Source organism: Altericroceibacterium spongiae, from assembly GCF_003610805.1.
Classification (GTDB): domain Bacteria; phylum Pseudomonadota; class Alphaproteobacteria; order Sphingomonadales; family Sphingomonadaceae; genus Altericroceibacterium; species Altericroceibacterium spongiae.
In genome coordinates this window covers 368641-387299 of record NZ_RAPF01000002.1, presented here as the reverse complement: position 1 = coordinate 387299, position 18659 = coordinate 368641, and the positions used below count along the sequence as shown (strand labels likewise).

The 18659-nt window shown below is 63.1% G+C and carries 12 protein-coding genes; 3 read left to right on the top strand and 9 right to left on the bottom strand.

Translation table 11 applies throughout. The features are described from left to right. Positions 1-22 precede the first annotated feature (22 nt). The 7 genes from trbE to D6851_RS05240 all read right to left on the bottom strand — a co-directional run bounded on the left by trbE (position 23) and on the right by D6851_RS05240 (position 6651). Entirely contained in the window at positions 23-2452 is a 2430-nt protein-coding gene (gene trbE, locus D6851_RS05270) for a conjugal transfer protein TrbE (protein ID WP_120323825.1), read from the bottom strand. Further along, positions 2449-2730: a VirB3 family type IV secretion system protein gene (locus D6851_RS05265; protein ID WP_021227817.1), complete on the bottom strand. Its 282-nt coding sequence runs from the start codon at positions 2728-2730 to the stop codon at positions 2449-2451. Before D6851_RS05265 ends, trbE begins: the two co-directional genes overlap by 4 nt. Then, a complete protein-coding gene (locus tag D6851_RS05260) occupies positions 2727-3062 on the bottom strand; it encodes a TrbC/VirB2 family type IV secretion system protein (protein ID WP_120323824.1) in 336 nt (111 codons plus the stop codon). Before D6851_RS05260 ends, D6851_RS05265 begins: the two co-directional genes overlap by 4 nt. Further along, a complete protein-coding gene (gene trbB, locus D6851_RS05255; RefSeq protein WP_120323823.1) occupies positions 3059-4045 on the bottom strand; it encodes a P-type conjugative transfer ATPase TrbB in 987 nt (328 codons plus the stop codon). Before trbB ends, D6851_RS05260 begins: the two co-directional genes overlap by 4 nt. Positions 4046-4191: 146 nt before the next feature. Then, complete coding sequence (locus tag D6851_RS05250; protein ID WP_120323822.1) at positions 4192-4905, bottom strand: hypothetical protein; 714 nt, start codon at positions 4903-4905, stop codon at positions 4192-4194. A gap of 215 nt (positions 4906-5120) precedes the next feature. Then, on the bottom strand, positions 5121-5438 hold the full coding sequence (locus D6851_RS05245) for a hypothetical protein (protein ID WP_147395434.1): 318 nt from the start codon (positions 5436-5438) through the stop codon (positions 5121-5123). A 577-nt stretch (positions 5439-6015) separates the two neighbouring features. After that, positions 6016-6651 carry a DUF2026 family protein gene (locus D6851_RS05240; protein WP_120323820.1) on the bottom strand — a complete coding sequence of 212 codons (636 nt, stop codon included), beginning with the start codon at positions 6649-6651 and terminating at the stop codon, positions 6016-6018. 188 nt (positions 6652-6839) lie between these two features. Here D6851_RS05240 and D6851_RS05235 point away from each other — a divergent pair, with 188 nt between their 5' ends. The 3 genes from D6851_RS05235 to D6851_RS05225 all read left to right on the top strand — a co-directional run bounded on the left by D6851_RS05235 (position 6840) and on the right by D6851_RS05225 (position 16175). Continuing rightward, positions 6840-7538: a hypothetical protein gene (locus D6851_RS05235; protein ID WP_120323819.1), complete on the top strand. Its 699-nt coding sequence runs from the start codon at positions 6840-6842 to the stop codon at positions 7536-7538. 168 nt (positions 7539-7706) lie between these two features. Then, complete coding sequence (locus D6851_RS05230; protein ID WP_120323818.1) at positions 7707-15239, top strand: CHC2 zinc finger domain-containing protein; 7533 nt, start codon at positions 7707-7709, stop codon at positions 15237-15239. Between the two features lie 3 nt (positions 15240-15242). Further along, complete coding sequence (locus D6851_RS05225) at positions 15243-16175, top strand: 3'-5' exonuclease (RefSeq protein ID WP_210210323.1); 933 nt, start codon at positions 15243-15245, stop codon at positions 16173-16175. Positions 16176-16220: 45 nt separating this feature from the next. Here D6851_RS05225 and D6851_RS05220 read toward each other — a convergent pair whose 3' ends face one another. Together D6851_RS05220 and D6851_RS05215 are read right to left on the bottom strand one after the other, a co-directional pair. Next, complete coding sequence (locus tag D6851_RS05220) at positions 16221-16637, bottom strand: CopG family ribbon-helix-helix protein (protein ID WP_120323816.1); 417 nt, start codon at positions 16635-16637, stop codon at positions 16221-16223. Beyond that, positions 16634-18658, bottom strand: a complete 2025-nt coding sequence (locus D6851_RS05215) for a conjugal transfer protein TraG (protein WP_120323815.1) — start codon at positions 18656-18658, stop codon at positions 16634-16636. The genes D6851_RS05220 and D6851_RS05215 overlap by 4 nt, the downstream gene beginning before the upstream one ends. Position 18659 lies beyond the last annotated feature (1 nt).

The following is an 18659-nucleotide window of genomic DNA, read 5'->3' as shown; positions in this document are numbered from 1 at the left end:
CTGGCGTGAGGGGGAGTTCGGGCTAGAGGCCGGACGCGGGTTCGGGCAGCAACTCGGCGGCCCAGGCGCAGCCGCGATGCCGCAGCCATTCGGCGGCGAAGGCGGCAGCGCCGTGGGTTTCCATGATCTCGGCGATGGCGAGCTGGTCGGACTTCGACGATGCGGCGGTGAAGGCCAGCGCCACCTCGCCCAGGCCCAGCTCGAACAGGCGGTTGCCGCGCCGCGACTGGCAGTAATAGTCGCGTTTGGGCGTCGCCCGGCTGAGGATTTCGATCTGGCGCGCGTTGAGGCCGAAGCGTTCGTAGATCGCCGCGATCTGCGGTTCTGCCGCTCGCTCATTGGGCAGGAAGATGCGCGTCGGGCAGCTTTCGATGATGGACGGCGCGATGCTCGACGTTTCGATGTCGGCAAGGCTCTGCGTGGCGAAGACGACGCTGGCGTTCTTCTTGCGCAGCGTCTTCAGCCATTCGCGCAGTTGCGCCGCGAAGGCCGGGCTGTCCAAGACCAGCCAGCCCTCGTCGATGATGATGAGCGTGGGCGAGCCGTCGAGCCGATCGGCGATGCGATGGAACAGATATGAGAGCACGGCCGCCGCCGCGCCGGCGCCGACCAGGCCCTCGGTCTCGAACGCCTGGCAACGCGCCTCGCCGATCTGCTCGGCTTCGGCATCGAGCAGCCGGCCCCACGGCCCGCCGACGCAGTAGGAGCCAAGCGCCTGCTTGAGCGGCTGGCTCTGCAACAGAACCGCAAGACCGGTCAGGGTGCGCTCGGACGCCGGCGCGCTGGCGAGCGAGCCAAGCGCCGACCAGATGTGCTCCTTGGCCTGTGGATCGACCGCGACGCCTTCGGACGCGAAGATCGCGGCCAGCCATTCGGCCGCCCAGGCGCGCTCGGCGGGATCGTCGATAGCTCCAAGCGGCTGGAGCTGCACGCCTTCGCCGGCTTCGTCCGCCAGCATTCCGCCGAGATCCTGCCAGTCGCCGCCCATGCCGAGGGCGGCGGCGCGGATCGAGCCGCCGAAATCGAAGGCGAAGACCTGGGCGTTCTCATAACGGCGAAACTGCATCGCGATCAGCGCGAGCAGCACCGATTTGCCGGTGCCGGTCGGGCCGACGATCAGCGTATGCCCGACGTCCCCGACATGGAGGGAAAACCGGAACGGGGTCGAGCCTTCGGTCTTGCCGAACAGCAAGGGGGACGCTTGCAGATGCTCGTCCCGTTCCGGCCCCGCCCACACCGCTGACAGGGGGATCAGGTGGGCGAGATTCAGCGTGGAAATCGGCGGTTGCCGGACATTGGCGTAGGCGTGGCCGGGAAGACTCCCCAGCCATGCCTCGATCGCGTTCATCCCCTCAGGGATCACGGTAAAGTCGCGGCCCTGGATGACCTTCTCGGCGAGCCGCAGCTTTTCGGCCGCGACCGCCGGATCGCGGTCCCACACCGTCACCGTAGCGGTGACATAGGCCATGCCGGCATAGTCGGCGCCCAGCTCCTGCAGGGCGGTGTCGGCGTCGGCCGCCTTGTTGGAAGCATCCGAGTCCATCAGGACCGACGCCTCGTTGGTCATCACTTCCTTGAGGATGGCGGCGACCGATTTGCGCTTGGCGAACCACTGGCGCCGGATGCGGGTGAGCAATTTGGTCGCGTCGGTCTTGTCGAGCATGATCGCGCGGGTGGACCAGCGATACTCGAAGGCGAGCCGGTTCAGCTCGTCGAGCAGGCCGGGAAAGGTCGCGCTCGGGAAACCGACGACGGTGAGGGTGCGCAGATGATGCTCGCCCAGGCGCGGTTCGAGTCCGCCCGTCAGCGGTTCATCGGCCAGGAGCGCATCGAGATACATCGGCGTCTCGGGCACACGCACGCGCCGGCGCCGGGTCGAAATGGTCGAGTGCAGATAGGTCAGGGTCTCGGCGTCATCGAGCCAGCGGACCTCTGGGACAAAGCCGTCGACCAGGCTCAGCACCCGGTCGCTGCGGTCGGCGAAGCCGCCCAGCAGCTCCCACGGATCGACGCCGGTGCTGGACTTGCCCTCGTAGAGCAATCCTTCGGCGCGGGCCGCGTCCTCGGCCGGCGGCATCCACAACAGGGTGAGGAAATAGCGGCTCTCGAAATGCGCGCCGTCCTCGCGGAACTGTTCGCGCCGCTCCATGTCCACGAGCGCCGACACCGGATCGGGGAAGATGGAGTCCGGGTAGTCAAGCGCGGGCGTGCGCTGCGCCTCGACGAAGATCGCCCAGCCCGAGCCCAGGCGGCGCAGCGCATTGTTCAGCCGTGCCGTGGTGGCGACCAGCTCGGCGGACGTGGCGCTGTCGAGATCGGGGCCGCGGAAGCGCGCGGTGCGCTGGAACGAACCGTCCTTGTTGAGCACGACGCCCTCGGCGACCAGAGCGGCCCAGGGCAGGAAGTCGGCAAGGTAAGCCGCCTTATTGCGGTATTCGCGCAAGCTCATCATGGCCGCATCCACGCCGGGTAACGGAGGTGGCGGCGGGCCACGTCCACGAATTGCGGATCGCGGCGCGCGGCCCAGACCGACAGCGCATGGCCGAACGCCCAGATAACTAGGCCGGCGATCCAGAGCCGCAGGCCCAGGCCGATGGCGCCCGCCAGCGTGCCATTGACGATGGCGAGCGCGCGCGGGGCGCCGCCGAGCAATATCGGCTCGGTCAGAGCCCGATGGACTGGCGCATGGAAGCCGGCGATCAGCTCGCCAGGATCGGCCGCGTCGCTCATGCGACCAGCGCCCCGCCGCCGAACGAGAAGAACGACAGGAAGAAGCTCGACGCGGCGAACGCGATCGATAGGCCGAACACGATCTGGATCAGCCTGCGCGCGCCGCCCGACGTATCGCCGAACGCCAGCGTCAGGCCGGTAATGATGATGATCATCACCGCGATGATCTTGGCGACCGGCCCCTCAATGCTTTCGAGGATGGATTGCAGAGGCGCTTCCCAGGGCATGGACGAGCCCGAGGCGTAGGCAGGCGCAGAAATGATGAGGGCGACAAGGCTGGCGGAGGCGGCGAGCACGGCGCGGCGTGCGCCATGCCGAACGGTATGGATCATGGGAGAACTCCCGGTTGGAGGGTGGAGAGCGACGCGAGGCGGTAGTCGCCGGTCGCGGCGTCGAGCCCTTCGACGCGGGCCAGCTCGGAGAGCCGGCGGCCGGTCCCGTCGCGGACCAGCACAGCAATGAGGTTGATGGTCTCGGCCAGCAGCGCGCGGGGCACCGCGACGACGGCCTCCTGGATGAGCTGCTCCATACGACGCAGCGCGCCGAGCGCGGAACCGGCATGAATGGTGCCGACGCCGCCGGGATGGCCGGTGCCCCAGGCTTTGAGAAGGTCCAGCGCCTCGGCGCCGCGCACCTCGCCGATCGGGATGCGGTCGGGGCGCAGGCGCAGCGAGGAGCGGACGAGATCGGACAGCGAGACGACGCCATCCTTGGTCCGCATCGCCACCAGGTTCGGCGCGGCGCATTGCAGCTCGCGCGTGTCCTCGATCAGGACAATGCGGTCGGTGGTCTTGGCGACTTCGGCCAGTAGCGCGTTGACCAGGGTGGTCTTGCCGCTGCCGGTGCCGCCGGCCACCAGGATGTTGGCGCGGACGGCGACGCCTGTCCGCAGGGCCGCGGCCTCGGCCGCCGACATGATCCCGGTGCCCACATAGTCGTCGAGCGTGAAGACCGCGACGGCGGGCTTACGGATCGCAAAGGCAGGGTTCGCCACCACGGGCGGCAGCAGGCCCTCGAATCGCTCGCCCCCTTCCGGCAGTTCGGCCGAGACACGCGGGCTGCGTGCATGAACCTCGACACCGACATGATGCGCGACCAGGCGCACGATGCGTTCGCCGTCCGCGGCAGTCAGCGTCATGCCGGTGTCGTTGATGCCGTCCCTGAGCCGATCGACCCAGAGGCGGCCATCGGGGTTGAGCATCACTTCGATGACGGCGGGGTCTTCCAGCCAGGCTGCGATCGACGCCCCGAGCGCTGTGCGCAGCATCCGCGCGCCGCGTGACCTGGCCTCGGAACGGATCGGGTGGACGGTCAAGAAAAGGCCCCTGAGTTGGGCCGGGCGAACCGCCGCCCGGCGTCAGGGGCACATCAAGAGAGACAGAAAGGGATGCGGTTCAACAAGTAAATGCGGGCGTAGTAGTGTAGCGAAGTAATACAGGGAGCAGCGTAGATGATTGCGCGTCAATCACCTGACGGGGCAGCTCTTTTATGGACAGCCGACGATAGGGTGCTATGCGTACTTTGGCATGCCGCCAAGGCGGATTGCACGTTGCCCGGAAAGAGCCGCAACGCGAACGAGTTGGCAATCTGTCGAGCACATGATTCAGACAGACCGGTCACGTCCCCGACCAAGGCGCTGCCGTCAAAAAAGCTCTTGGGCTCAACGCCGGCAGCAATCAGCTGATAAGTTCGAAACAAAACTTTCCCTATATCGCCCTCGGGAGATTGTCTAACCATTTGATCATATTCCGAATTCAGGCTGATATGATCCCAGTGAACCGAATAATACTTCGTTGCCTTTGATATGTGCAGAAATGGAATCTGGCGCCGTTGGCATTCATAAAACCAGGCGTTCCGGGCGGCGGAGTGTCGCTTATTGAAAAGTCTCCAAGCTGGGTCGGGCCATTTGATCCCTTTGAAAATGAATCGCAGGAATTCCGATGAAGTTCTGTCGTAACCTAGGTGCGCTGCGCGATCCTCGAAGGCATCGAAATCCGCCTCGTAAACCGTCACGTCGGGCAGATGATTGGAAGTCGCCAAGTAAGCCGAATTGGATCGAAATCCTATTAGGGCGGCAATCGCCTCCGTGGCGTGCGCGGAGCGCATTTCAAAATCACCCATCAGGGTGGTTTTGAGCAAACGAATATTCGCAGATGTTGGCAGCAGGATAGCCATACGAACTCCAACGGGTCGTGTCGGTCGCCATTTAATCGATCTGACCACTGGTTTCGCGGGCAGACTAAAGATTTAATCGAAACCTATTTAGCTTGGCGACAGGCATGGAGGTAAGGCCAGCAACAAAGCTGGTCGCGTATCATGCGACTGTCAACCGTTGCTCTGCGTTTTGCTCGATCACGGCTGCGGCTACCGGCGCTTGTGCGCGTCCCGCCTCATGAGCGCTGGCGCACATCCAGCACGATATCGAATTCATCAGGCCCAGCGTCGGAGGCTGTGCAAGGAGTCATCGTCGCGCAAGCCTCGAAAATTCGCGCCTTGTCCGGTCCCTCCGATGTCAGCCAAACGCCAATGACTGCCTCACGGATGCGAGTGTTGGAGTTTTCAAAAACATTCTTGAAATAGCTCGTGGCGGCATCTTCCGGAGAAGCGCAGCCGAATACAATCGACGGGTCTTTACCCATTTTATCGTCATTCATATCCGCAAAGTAGTCTCGATGGGTTCCGGCGATTGCAAGATTTCTATTTCCCATTCGATCCCCCGTCTATCGCGCACAACGCTTCTATTGGCGTCGACATGTGAAAAAGGACAATATGATGATTTCTCGCTTGTCATTTAACATGTATCCCATTGAAAGTCATTGGCGATCCGCAAGAGAGCGGCATTACCACTCTTCAGCGGCACGGAATGGCGCCTTGCTCCCCTTTGCCTCTTCCTTTTCGGTTCTTGAGAAGATTGGTGCGAGGGCGCCCCATATTTTCCAAGGAGCTTGGGCAGAGGATACGAAGCCAAGATCAGCGCGCCAGGTTTCGAGACGGAGGGCGCGGGTGCCGCCACTCCCGTAAACGCGCCCGACTCGTCGATGAAGATATGTAACGCTGCCTCCCGTACAAACGGTTCTATGCGTCAGCATTCAACTCACGACCACTTGCCGTATTCCGTCAAACATTGCGCCCCACGTGCTGTTTGATGAATGCGGCGTGGGTGTCCCTAGGTTTCCCGCGCGATTCCTCGAATTTGGTGGATGCCGCTTCCAGAGCCGCAATCAACCTATGGATCTTGAGAAGCATATCAGCCCTGATCTGGCCTCCAAGGGCGCGCAGCCGTCTCTACCAAGCGCCCTTCGCGGTCGTGTTCGCGAGCGCGAGATGCGTCGCCGCGCCCTTTTCGTCGGCCATCGCGAAGGTTGGCGCCTGGCCCGCGCGCCGCTTTCCGTACCATGCGGTCGCGACGTTGAGCAGGTCGATGTTGAGCTGCCGGTCGAAGAAATGGTCGACCAGTTCTTGGGTGAGATCGGGATTGGGATAGTAACGAAAGTCGCCGGCCTGGCGCAGTGCGTCGAGGCTGGGCGCCTCGTCCTCGAGGCGCCTCTGCATCATCTTGCGTGGCAGCGTGGCCGCCCCGGGCACGGCGGCGAATGCCTCTCGGTAGATGGGAGCCATGAAATCGAAAACGTGCGTTTTAGTCTGGACCCACATGTGGAAGGCGTCGTCCGCCGAGACCAGCTGGTCTTTCTCGATCCTGCCGAAAAAAGCAATCTCGTCGGCGTCACTCATAGCAAAGCTGAAAGCCCCGGCCACAACCCGCGCGTCGATGCCATATTCTCGGTTCAGGACATAGGCGCCGAAGGTCGCGAAGAAGATGCAGGCTTTCTCGGCGTTTGCCTCGGGAATGCCAAGCAGGACGCCATGAACCACCTGATAGACTCGATTATATTCGGTGAGCGGCAATAGAAATCTGCTCATGGGCCTCCGGCGTCGCCCCAATATTGGATACGGACAGCACGGCGACTATATCGCGGACATGGCGGAAAACTATATCAAATTGGGGTGCCGATCCTGGCTTGCGAACGAAAGGGATGAGCGTCCTTTCGTGAGACTGTTCGATCGAAGTTTTCGCGAGGAAAGCTGCGTGGGAAGAAGGCGAAGGTAGGGTGAACCAGCATGACCTGATGGTGTCGGTGCTCACCGCCGCGGGCGGCGAGTCGATCGAGAATTATGTGGCGCCCGGCTATACGGGCAAGATCGCGGATATCTTGTTTCCGGCGGAAAATGTGATCGTCGAGGTCAAGTCGCTCACCACTGATCGGGCTGCATCGGACGAGACGTCGGAGGCGGTCGGCGAGATGTTTTCGCGCCACACGCATATGGGCGCGCCGGTGATATTCGGCACAGTGACGGTGAAGTTGCACGAACTACCGCCCGCGATCGCCATGAACACGCTGCGGATCGCTGGTAAAAGGGTCTTGGCCGAGGCGAAGGCCGCGAACGCGCAGCTCAAGGCAACGAAGACGGCGCTGGACCGGCCGGAGGCGATGGGGTTGCTGGCACTGATCACCCCACCTTTTCGGTTGGACCGGCATTCGATCGTCGCCCTGGTCGGTGATTCGATGCGCGACAATCGCTGCCGCTCCATCGACCAGCTCTTTCTAGTGGAAACTCCGCTCGCAGCACCGGCCCCTTGTCGGCGATGGGGAAACAGCTTCATGTCCTTGCATTCGCGGCCCGATGGGGAGCGCTTTCTGCCGCAGCATCTTGCCGAAGCGATCGGGCACGCGTGGAGCAAGATCACCGGGCAATCGGCGGGCCAAGGAAAAGAGGAGGATTATAATCAATTCGGAGCGACGTCATGACCCACCGACAAGGCTGTCGTTTAGCGGTTCGAATGCTCCGTTTGATGACCATCATTCGCAAATCTTGTTACCTTCACGGGATAATTTAGAATCTGAGAAAATTTATTCCGGAGTTCAATTTATCGGCAAGTTCCTTCATTTCTGATACGGCAGAGCTAATGGAGCGTGATGGGGACGAAGGAGGGGCTGTTGGCGTTAAAACCGAGGGCAAACGTCGATATTAGGGAAATAGTTGAGCGTAGCGACATCGTGGCGGTCGCAACTGCCCTCGGGCTCCAAGTCGACCGAAAAGAGTCTCGACCTCGTAAGGCGCTCTGCCCGTTCCATGACGACCGCAATCCCTCACTCAATCTTTATCAGCGGGCCCACGAACGGGACAACTTTCATTGTTTCGCCTGCGGCGCGCACGGTGATGTGCTCTCGCTCGTGCAGCGCCGGAACGGCCTCGATTTCTGGGATGCGGTCAAATGGCTGGCGCCCCACGCAGGTATTTCGCTTGCCGAAGGCGCCCGGAGGCCTTCGATTGATCGGCGGAGCGGCGCCACAAAGTTTGCCGAACGCGTGCGGGGCGGATCCGACGAAGAGGAGCTTGTGCGCATCGCCGAGCGTCGGGGGTTTGCGCCCGACATGCTCCGCGAGATCGGAGCTGGCGTTTATGATCTTACCGCGTTGCGCCGCGAAGCGTCCGGCGATCGCGTGCTCGAAGAGGCGCTGTGCGGCGCCGGAGTTCTACGCCCCGAGGCCGCGGCGCTGCCGGAGGGCGAAGCGCGAAATTGGCTGCGAGGCTTTTACTCGGGCAAGCGGATCGTCTTCCCGCTCGGGAGTAGCGGCGGTGCACCCGTCGGGTTCGCTGCGCGCGCTCTCGGAAATGAGGATCCGCGCTATCTCTATTCGTTCGATTTCCCACGCCGCGATACGCTTTACGGCGCCGACCGCGTCGAAGCGAAGCTCAGTCGGCACGAGCTGCGTGGAACCGCGGCGCAAGTTTATGTCGTCGAAGGTATTTTCGATCAGTTACGCCTGGAATCGCTCGACTTCGATGCGGTTGCCTTGCTCGGATCGCGCGCGGCGCCCGGCCAGATCAAAGCGCTGGAGCGGCTTGCGGATATCGCCAGTCATGCCGATCGTCCCCTTCATTTTCGCCTGTTTCTCGACCCCGACTCCGCAGGGCTGAATGGCGCTTACGATTTGATTCTGTCGCTGCTGCGCCTGCTCGACGGCGGCGCCGCCTTCGGGGTCGAGGTCGTGGTACCGCCGGCGCAAGCGGACAAGGCCGATCCCGACACCTATCTGCGCGGATTGGTCCAGGCCGATGCATCCGCCTTACTTAACCAGAGAGCGTACGGCGCGCTCGAATTCATGCTCGGGGTGCGAACAGGCCTTAGCGAATTTCCCATCGATCCGGGCGGCTTGTCCCCCGTGCAACTGGCGAGCAGCGCGCGCCGAATCGCCCACAGCCTTCCCGATGTAAATTGGGACAGGGTCTTTGCACCCCTCGCCATCGAGGATAGGTTGGCCGGGTTCGCCGCGACGATCCGCAGCTACGGCGAATTAACGGCGGTCGCGGCACCGAGCTTGGTGGATGGGCGCGAGACCTCGGGTGATCCGCGCGCGGACTTAATCACCGCCTTGACGGTCGGGCGATCATCCACGCAGCGCCGCGAATATCCTCTCGATGACGATGCTTGGGAGCGGCTGGCGGTAGCCGCGACCCCACTGTTCCATATCCACCGCGAGCGGCTGCAAATAGGCGACGGTCCGATGGCGCCGCTCCTCGCCCGCCATCTCCCCAAGGGCGGCGGGCGCTACCGCCTCAAGGCCGGGCCCGTAGCGGCCGACGCGCTACTGCAGCAGTACGCGCTGATCGAGCTGCTGCGCGATCGTCCTGGTGCGGCGGGATTTTCCGACCGGATCCCCGCCGTCCGCTTTGATGGCCGGACAGGCGGCAAGGGTATCTACCGAACCGGCGCTGAGGGCGAGACCGAGGCGCTGAGTTTCGCCTACCAGATCGATATGGGGATCGTGAACGGCGAAGCCCCGCCGGTGCGCGAAGGCATCTTTCGCCCGTACTTTGAGTGCTGGCGCGCCTTTATCGACCATCTCGACGGCAAGATCCGCCGCTATCGTCACGAGGATCTGCAGATACTGCGGCTTGATATCACTGGCTTCTACGAGTTCGTCCGGCGCGACGTGATCGGCGACGCGCTGCAAGGGCCGCTCGAGCGAGCACTCGCTCAATTCGCGCAGACCGACGGCGGGCCGCTGGGTTTCGCGCCACTGCTGCTGCCCGACACTGGTGCAGACGCGGCCAACCGCGCCAACGTCTTCACCGACTTCCTACTTCGCCATGCCTTTCACAGCGAGCATGCCGATCCCGAGACGGGCACCGTCGCGCGCCTCAGCGGGTTGCCGCAGGGTCCCGATCTGTCCGCCTATCTCGCCAATATCTCGCTCTTCGACCTCGACGACATGATGCGGGCCGAGATCCAGCGCATCGACGCCGCCCATCAGGACGATGATGCCGAGAACGACTGGGGGCTAAGCGGTCGCAGCGCCAATGACACGGCGACGGATCGCGACGATGCCCGGCCCGAACGGCACCGAGGTGGATGCAGCGCTGCCTACGCGCGCTACGTCGACGACATCATCATCATCTGTCCCAACGCCGACGTCGCCGGACTCCTGCGGCGAAAAATCGAAACCCATCTCCAACTGCGAGGACTGTCGCTCAATCGCAAGAACCCGACCCCCCCGCTGATGACGCGCGAGGAGGCGCGCGAATGGCTGACCGACAGCCGCATGGGGTTCGGCTTCTCCGGTCCCTTGGCCGACATGCCCGTGACCGACACGATGGATCCGCTGGCCGACGCTGGCGACATCGATCGCCGTACCGCGCTGGGCCTACTGTTCGACCCGGAACTCGACGACCTCAGGCGTCCGGAGCGGATCTACGAGCGACTGGAACGCGCCTTTCGCGCCGCTGAAGTGCGATTCGGCGACCGCGCGAACGCCTACCGACGTCTCTGGCTGATCGCGGCTGGGCAAGATGACGTGGGTGCGGCCGAGATTGCTCGCTTATTTCGCAACGAAGCGCTTCGCGTCGACGTCGGCGCGCGGATGGCCGACGCTCCATTCGATGTCGCGCTCGCGGCGCTCGAAGCACTCGAACGCGCGCTGCGAGCCCATATACCTGAGGCGCTGGAGGAAGATGCTCGCGACTGCTGGGCGGATCGGCGGGTTAGACTTGCAAGGGCGGTGCTCAACGACCTCTTTGCGCCTTTGGCCAGCGCCTTCCTCGGCGCGGGGTCGCAATCGTTCTTAGAGCGTCACGATATCCGCTGCCAAGTCGCCATCGTCGCTTGTCTGGCGCTGTCCGTGCTCGAGGACGCGAAAATCGCCGTCGGCGCTCATCCGTTTGCAGCATTGATGCTGTATCTATCGCCCGTCGAGGGCGTCAATCTGTTACCCGAGGGCCTACGACTGTCGCTCTATCGCCACGATGGCGACCTCGATCCAGGTCTTCCCGGACTTTCCGTCCCTTCCGAACAGCAGACGCGCAGCACCTTTCGCCGCCTCGAAACGGCACTGGTCAACTTGCAACGGCTCGGCACCGATGCTTCGGATCTGTCACCAGCTCCGCCTGCCGATCCGCAGGCGACTCGAATCGGGCAGGTGGTCGACAAGATCCTGAAAATCTGGACTCCCGGTGCGGCGGATCAAGGCGAGATCGATCCCGTGGAAGTCGATGCCGCCGCGACACTCGTCAACGTAGCCCATCGACACTTCGCCGCCCTCGCGCAGTCTCGACCGCGGCTGATACGGATGATCGCGAACCAGAGCGATGCCAAGGCTCTACCATCACCTCCGGGCCTCGAAGCCTCGGGTGTGCTGCTTTGGTGCGAGGCCGGACATCTGCTCTTTGCCTCCCCGCGCAGTGATGCGCCGCGTCCGGTGGGCGCGCAGTGGCGGCAGGAAACCTCCAGCACACACGATTTCCTCCACCTATGGAAAGCCGATTTGGCTGCGGGTATCAGGCCGATCTTCGATCTCGAATTGCAGTGGGATGCGCGGGATATCGCCGCGTTGTACGAAGGGGGGTATGGATCTTACCGCGACCTGTTGATTGCCGCGACCGAACAGATACCGGTTCCGACTGCCTTCTCCTTCTTTGCCCCTGTCGATGCGGGCGGTGCGCCCGATATTCACAGCGCGATTCTCATCTGCTGGACCGCGCCACGCAAAGCGGTCGATAGTCACGCCTTCGTACGGAATGGCAACGCGCTGGAAGCTCGGCCGGTTCATCTTCTCGACGCCGACTACTGGCGGTACGGGTGGGCGGTCCGTGACCTTTGCCGCCGCTCCGAAGGCCCCGCCGAAGATATCGCAGGGCTGGAGGGCCATGGCGATATCAAGCTCGATCGAGACGGACACCGCCGCGACGCAATCCTGGCGCGCGTACTGCCCCGGCTTTCCGGCGCCGATCGCTGGGGCGCTGGCTTGCGAACCGAGGACGGCGCTATTCCGACCCGCATCGCGCGCGCGCTGCGACTCCTCAACGCCTTCGGCACAACCGAGCTTCCCGACCGGCAGGCGACCTATCTCGTTGCTGCGACGGCCGAAGGCGTGTTCATGAACGAACGGCTGGGCACAGCGGGCGATGCGAACCATAGTGGCCGGCCGGCGGCGATCGCGGCGCGGGCTGCGCGGCGGGTGAGCCGAACCCTCCCTGCTGCAGGCCGATTGTGGCCCGACGGGGATTCGCTTGCTCCCAGTCTGAGACGGAGCGCGGCGGCTTGGTTTGCCGCGGCACACCGCGTCGAGGCGCGGCGCGAAGACGTCGACGAGGCGGCCGCAGTTCCAATCGCAGCGTTCGGATTGGGGCTCACCCTTTTAGGAACCATGGCTGAGCTACGCGCTCTGGCTTTTGAAATGGCGGCCGCCTTGTCTTCGGGCAGCCTTGAACAACTGCAAGACCTTCCGATCGACCTCTCCTTCGTCACCCCGTGTTTGGGCGGTGAGATCGCGCTGATCGACGACCCCGAAAACCTCATCGATGGTGATCCTGAAGTCCAGACACGACACATGTTGCTAGTCTTTGGACAAATCATCGCGGGTCGCCGTACCGCGGCGGCGGCGGCGCGAGATGCGATCACTCCGCTCGGTTGGTTGATCCTCGTGTCGACATTGTTGCAGGTGACCCCTCCGGCGAATGCTGGGTCCAGGGACGATCGGCCAGCTCTGTGGCGCATGACGTCCGATGGGTTTGAACAGGCGGCAACAGCGATTTCCGCCTTGCTGCCCTTCGTCGCGGCCGCTGCGCCCGAAACCGCAGACGACGGTGATTGGCCGTGGAACGCGTTCGAGCCACTTCGCGCCGCCATTCCCGAGGGCCTCAGAGACCACTTGGCCAAATTGTCCACGGCTGCGGCGATCCGCATCGACGTCCTGCGCTCAACTGTTAATCCGCGGACCGGCGAAGTCGTCGACGGAAGGCCCGTGCTACGCCTAGCGGACGGCAGTGCGCATCGGTTGTCCGAGTGGCAGATCGACGTAGCCTACGTCGCGGGCGAGCGTCGACTATCGACCGAGTGCGACGAGCAGGACGGTCGCATTCACTACCGTTACTCCGTGGCCTGGAACAACGACCGAGTCGTCGGACTTCATCTCGTGTCGCAAAGCCTGGCCGAGGTGGCGTTTTGCGGCTCGCCGGGGCCGACAGACAAAAGTGAGCCGCTCGGGAGAGACGCGCCGGTCGAAATCGGGCCGGCCGAGGCAGATCAAGCTCCGACTGTGGCATCGAGCCAAGGAGCGCAGACCAGTTCGCCTGTAAGCGACTCAGTCGCTCAAGGAGATGATGCAAGAGCTGGGAGTAGTTCTCGACCCATTCAGTCGGTCCCCGAGGCGCACCTTGCGGCGCTGCCACCAAGCGGTAAAGAACCATCCTCCGCATTGGCGCCCGCCGATGCGATGGCCCGCATCTTTCAATGGCAAGACGGGCTATGGCGCCAACGAGCCAAGCGTGCCCAGGGCCTCCAACGGGTCGCGATAGTGCAATGGGATGTCGCCGACACCTATTACGCACCGGGCACGGGAGGTGGAAAGCATGAAGGTTTGCGCGGTCTCGATGGGAAGGCGATTGATGCGAAGACGGTAAACCGTGGCGGCGTTTTCCAATCTGTTGCCGAAGGCCGGCGGCGGGCGATCATGCGCGAAGTGCTGCGCGCCTGCGCCCGCTTCGAAGTGGATGGTCTCGTACTTCCAGAATACAGCATGCGGCCCGAGACGGTGAATTGGCTGACGCGCCAGCTTGCCGCGATGAACTTGTCGCTTACCATCTGGTGCGGAACGTTCAGGGTTCCCGATGGCGCGTCGATCTCGACGACCATCCCGTCGAACGGGCCTTCTCCATTCTTCCGGCCAGTCACGCCCGGGGCACCCGGCACCATCGAGTGGGAAATGCATTCGGCCCTAATAACCTGCATCGACGCTTGGGCCTCCGAAGACAAAATCCAAATTCAGTGCGCGGTCCGGCGCAAGCGCTATCCTTCGCCGGCCGCAGGCGAGCTGATCAGGCCTTCGGCAAAAGAGGTGTGGCAGCCTATGCTGACGCATCAAAAAGATCCCTTCCGGCTCGGGACCTACACGGTGGAGCTTGTGTGCTCGGAGATGTTTCTCCACGCCAGCAGCTCCAATTACATCGGCATCCTGGAGGAAAATAGAAACCTCGCCTTACGCTACGCGATTCCTTGGCCGACCTCCGGCGCTGTTGAATCGCTCAACGACGACATGCACGTGTTCGCTCGCTGGACGTCATATCGCAGTGTCGAGGAGCCTCCGGAACTCGCTCGCGGCAAAGCCATGCAGCGGACCCTGATCATTCTTCCGGCTATGACGTCCCGGTCGGCCGACTATCATATCTTCGGGCAGAACCAGTATCTTGCAGCCGGGCTCGTGACCGCGTTCTGCAATGCTGTCGAACCAACGGCAGGTGTCGGTGGCAGCGCATTCATCGGGCTCGATGGCTGGAAGTCCGGAATGGAGACCGCCACGCCTTACGGCTCATTAGCGCCGGGGATCTTCCAGCTCGGTAGCAAGCACAGTGATGCGCTCGGCGCGAAGGAGGCAGCGATGGTGATCGCGGACATAGACCCGATCCGCACCACCGACCTCAAGCCGCGTCCGCACTATCAAGGAAGATCGCTCCAGCTCGTCGCGCATCTTCCGCTCATCTTCGCTACTGAGGCCGACCCGTCGCCCCAAGCCCGAGGCACGCGCGCGCGAATGCCGCGGAAGCGATTCGTCGGGGGGGCGCAAAAGACCTTTCTCGAAGCCGCCACATCCATCCAGGAGGTTTTGGATGCGCCCGAGCCGAGCTGGCGTCATGAACGTGCTGCGCCGGACCCGAATCCGGACGTGGAACAGCGACGCGCGGCAATCCTGCAAAAAACGGTGGCAGCGCTGGATATGCTGGTCTGCTTTGCCGACGATCCCGAATGGCTACGCCGCCGCGCTGCAGCGTTTAGGGAAAAGCGGTGGCACTACTCGCCGCCGTCGATCCTTCCTGCCCTGATCGATTGGCTGTACGTCGACGATAGCTGGCGCGAAGGCACCGTCAACTTGGGAGACAAGCATCCGTGGGAAGCCGACGAGAACGTGCTCGACGTGCCGCGCGATTGCGGCACTTCGGACTTTCAGGCGTAAGTTGTGGGTAGTGCGACTGAAGACACGGCATCGGAAAAGATGCTTGAGGCAGCAGCCCGCCAACTCGAAGCGTCCGGACGCTACCGCGTGCTCCGCCGGCTGGACTTAGGCGCATGCCTGACTGATCGCGACGGCAGTCAAACGCGGCTTGGCATGTTCCTCGACATCGAAAGCACTGGTCTCGATCCCTTAACCTGCGAACCAATCGAAATTGCGATCTTGCCTTTCGAGTATCAGCTCGATGGAGCGATCGTTGCGATCTATCCTCCTTTTCACCAATTTAACGAGCCATCAAATCCCATACCGCCCGAAATTACGAGAATTACCGGAATCAGCAGTGAACTAGTCGCCGGACATCGAATTGATCCCGCTGCCGTTGCGAGCTTCATCGACGATGCCGCGATCGTTGTCGCGCATAACGCAGCCTTCGATCGGCCCATCGCCGAACGCATCTCACCCGCGTTCATCGCCAAGCCTTGGGCATGCACGATGTCGGATGTGGATTGGAAAGTCGAAGGGGTTGAAGGTCGGCGGCTCGGCGAATTGTTGTCGGCATTCGGGCTATTTTTCGACGCCCACCGAGCCTTGGATGACTGTGAGGCCGGAATGGCGCTCTTGGCTCAAACGGCCCCACGTTCAGGTCGCCGCGTGCTTGAAATGCTGTTGGCAACAGCTCGAAAGCCATGTTGGAGGATCTTTGCATTGGAAGCGCCTTATGACGCCCGTGAAACACTACGGCAACGTGGATACCGTTGGAATGCAATCCCGGAATTCGGACCGCGATCGTGGTGGATTGATTTAGAGATGAAACGGGTGGAGCCGGAACTTCAATATCTTGAAAATGAAATCTTTCAGCGTCCCCTAAACTTACCAATGCGGGAAATCACCGCCTACGATCGCTACTCTATCCGAATGAGCACACAGCCTTCTCGCTAGTCCACTTACGAGTGGACGTTCCAGTTCATCGAACTGACCAGACTTCTATGATGCAGCTTCTATGTCCTCGCCGATCTCCTGCCGGACCTTCGGACCTTTCGCGAGGCGTCGGCCTAACGCTTCGATGAAAGCGTCGTAGCGATCGTTCCCCAAGCGGCGCATCGCGGCGCGTTCCGTTTCGGGCGGCTGCGGTGTGTTCGACAGCCAGAAGCGGACGAACAGCGCGATCATCTCGAGGCCGATCCCGACATCGCGCTCAAGCCGTGTCTGGCGTCGATCGAGTCGATCAAGACGCTTGGCAATGGCCGCCTCGCGCTGCTCGTCGGCGTCAGGCGACAGGAAGGATGCAATGGCCGCCTCGGCGACCAGCGAGCGCGACTTGCCGCGCCGGTCGGCATAGGCGGCAAGAGCCTGCATCAGCTCCGGATCGAGATAGACCGAGAACGGCGTCTTGGTGGTCATAGCTCGATGCCGTCATCAGGATCGAGCGACGCCTGCCGTGCCATGCCCCGCATCTGTCGCCGCACTGTTGCCTGCCACACCGCGTCGGTGTCCTGCTCGTCCAGCTCGAACTCGTTGGCGGGCGTCGGGCCCGGCGGCGGCGCGATGTCGATATGCCGCTCCATATCAGGCTCGCGGCGCAGGTCCGCATTCTCCGCATCACCCTCCGCTCCTGCTTTCCTGGTCGCCTTTTTCTTCTTCGGCTTTTTCGGCGCCTTCTCCTCGGCCGGCTCGGGCATCGGCGGCGCCGCGATTGGCGGCATGCCGCTCCAATCATCGGGGCGCGGCTTTCCGACGCCGGCCTTGGGGTCCGGCGGCGGCAGCACCCGCTCGGTAAACCGCCGGTCCTTGAAGTAGCGAACCTTCCTGGCGCGGATCGGATGCACACCTGCCACCATCACGATCTCGTCGTCGGGCGGGAGCTGCATCACCTCGCCGGGCGTGAGGAGCTGGCGGGCAGTCTCGGAGCGCGACACCATCAAATGGCCGAGCCATGGCGAGAGCCGATGGCCGGCATAGTTCTTCATCGCGCGCATTTCAGTGGCGGTGCCGAGCGCGTCGGAGATGCGCTTGGCGGTGCGCTCGTCATTCGAGGCGAACGAGACCCGGACATGGCAGTTATCGAGAATCGCGTTGTTGGGGCCGTAAGCCTTCTCGATCTGATTGAGCGACTGCGCGATCAGGAAGCATTTGATCTTGTAGCCGGCCATGAAGGCGAGCTGGCTTTCAAAGAAGTCCAGGCGTCCCTCGGACGGCAGCTCGTCGAACATGATGAGCAGCTCGTGGCGCTCGGCTGCAGGCTTCAGATCCTCGGTGAGGCGCCGCCCGATCTGATTGAGCATGAGCCGGATCAGCGGCCGGGTGCGCGAGATGTCGGAGGGGGGCACGACGAGGTAGAGCGTGGTGGGCAACGCCCCTTCCACGAGATCGGCGATGCGCCAATCGCAGCGACTCGTCACCTGGGCGACAACCGGATCGCGATAGAGGCCGAGGAACGACATGGCGGTCGAGAGGACGCCGGATCGCTCGTTGGCCGATTTGTTGAGCAGCTCCCGCGCGGCGGAGGCCACGACGGGGTGGACGCCGGCTTGTCCAAGATGCGGCGTGGTCATCATGGCGCGCAGGGTGGATTCGATCGGCTGGCGCGGGTCCGACAGGAAGGCGGCGACGCCGGCCAGGGTCTTCGTCTCGCCCGCATAGAGAACGTGGAGTATCGCGCCGACCAGAAGCGCATGGGAGGTTTTTTCCCAGTGGTTGCGCTTCTCCAGGCTGCCTTCGGGATCGACCAGCACGTCGGCGACGTTCTGCACGTCGCGCACCTCCAGGGCGCCCTTGCGGATTTCGAGCAGCGGGTTGTAGGCGGCCGAGCGCGCGTCGGTCGGATCGAACTGCAATACGCGGCCGTGGCGTGCGCGAAAGCCCGCGGTGAGTTGCCAGTTCTCGCCCTTGATGTCGTGGACGATGCAACTCTCCGGCCATGTCAGCAGCGTCGGCACCACCAGACCCACGCCCTTGCCGCTCCGGGTCGGCGCGAAGCACAGCACATGCTCGGGGCCGTCGTGGCGCAGATAGTCGTGTCCGAACCGGCCCAGCGTGACGCCGTTCGGCCCGAACAGGCCGGCCGCCTCCACCTCCCGGCGCTCCGCCCAGCGGGCCGAGCCATAGGTCTCCGCGTTCTTGAGTTCGCGGGCGCGGCGCACCGACATGGCGATGGCGACGATGAAGGCGAGAAAGCCGCCCGAAGCGGCGATCAGCGCGCCGGTTTCGAATATCCTGGGCGCATAAGCATCGTAGAAGAACATCCAGACAAAGAAGGCGTAGGGCGGATAGACCGGCCAGCCAAAGGCGACGAACCAGGGCGGGCCGAGCTGCGGCTGATAGTCAAGCGCCGCGGCCGTCCATTGGGTGGCGATCCAAAGCGTCGCGACGATGATCGCGAGGACGGTGACGACCTGGCCCCAAAGAATCTTGCTGGCGGGCATA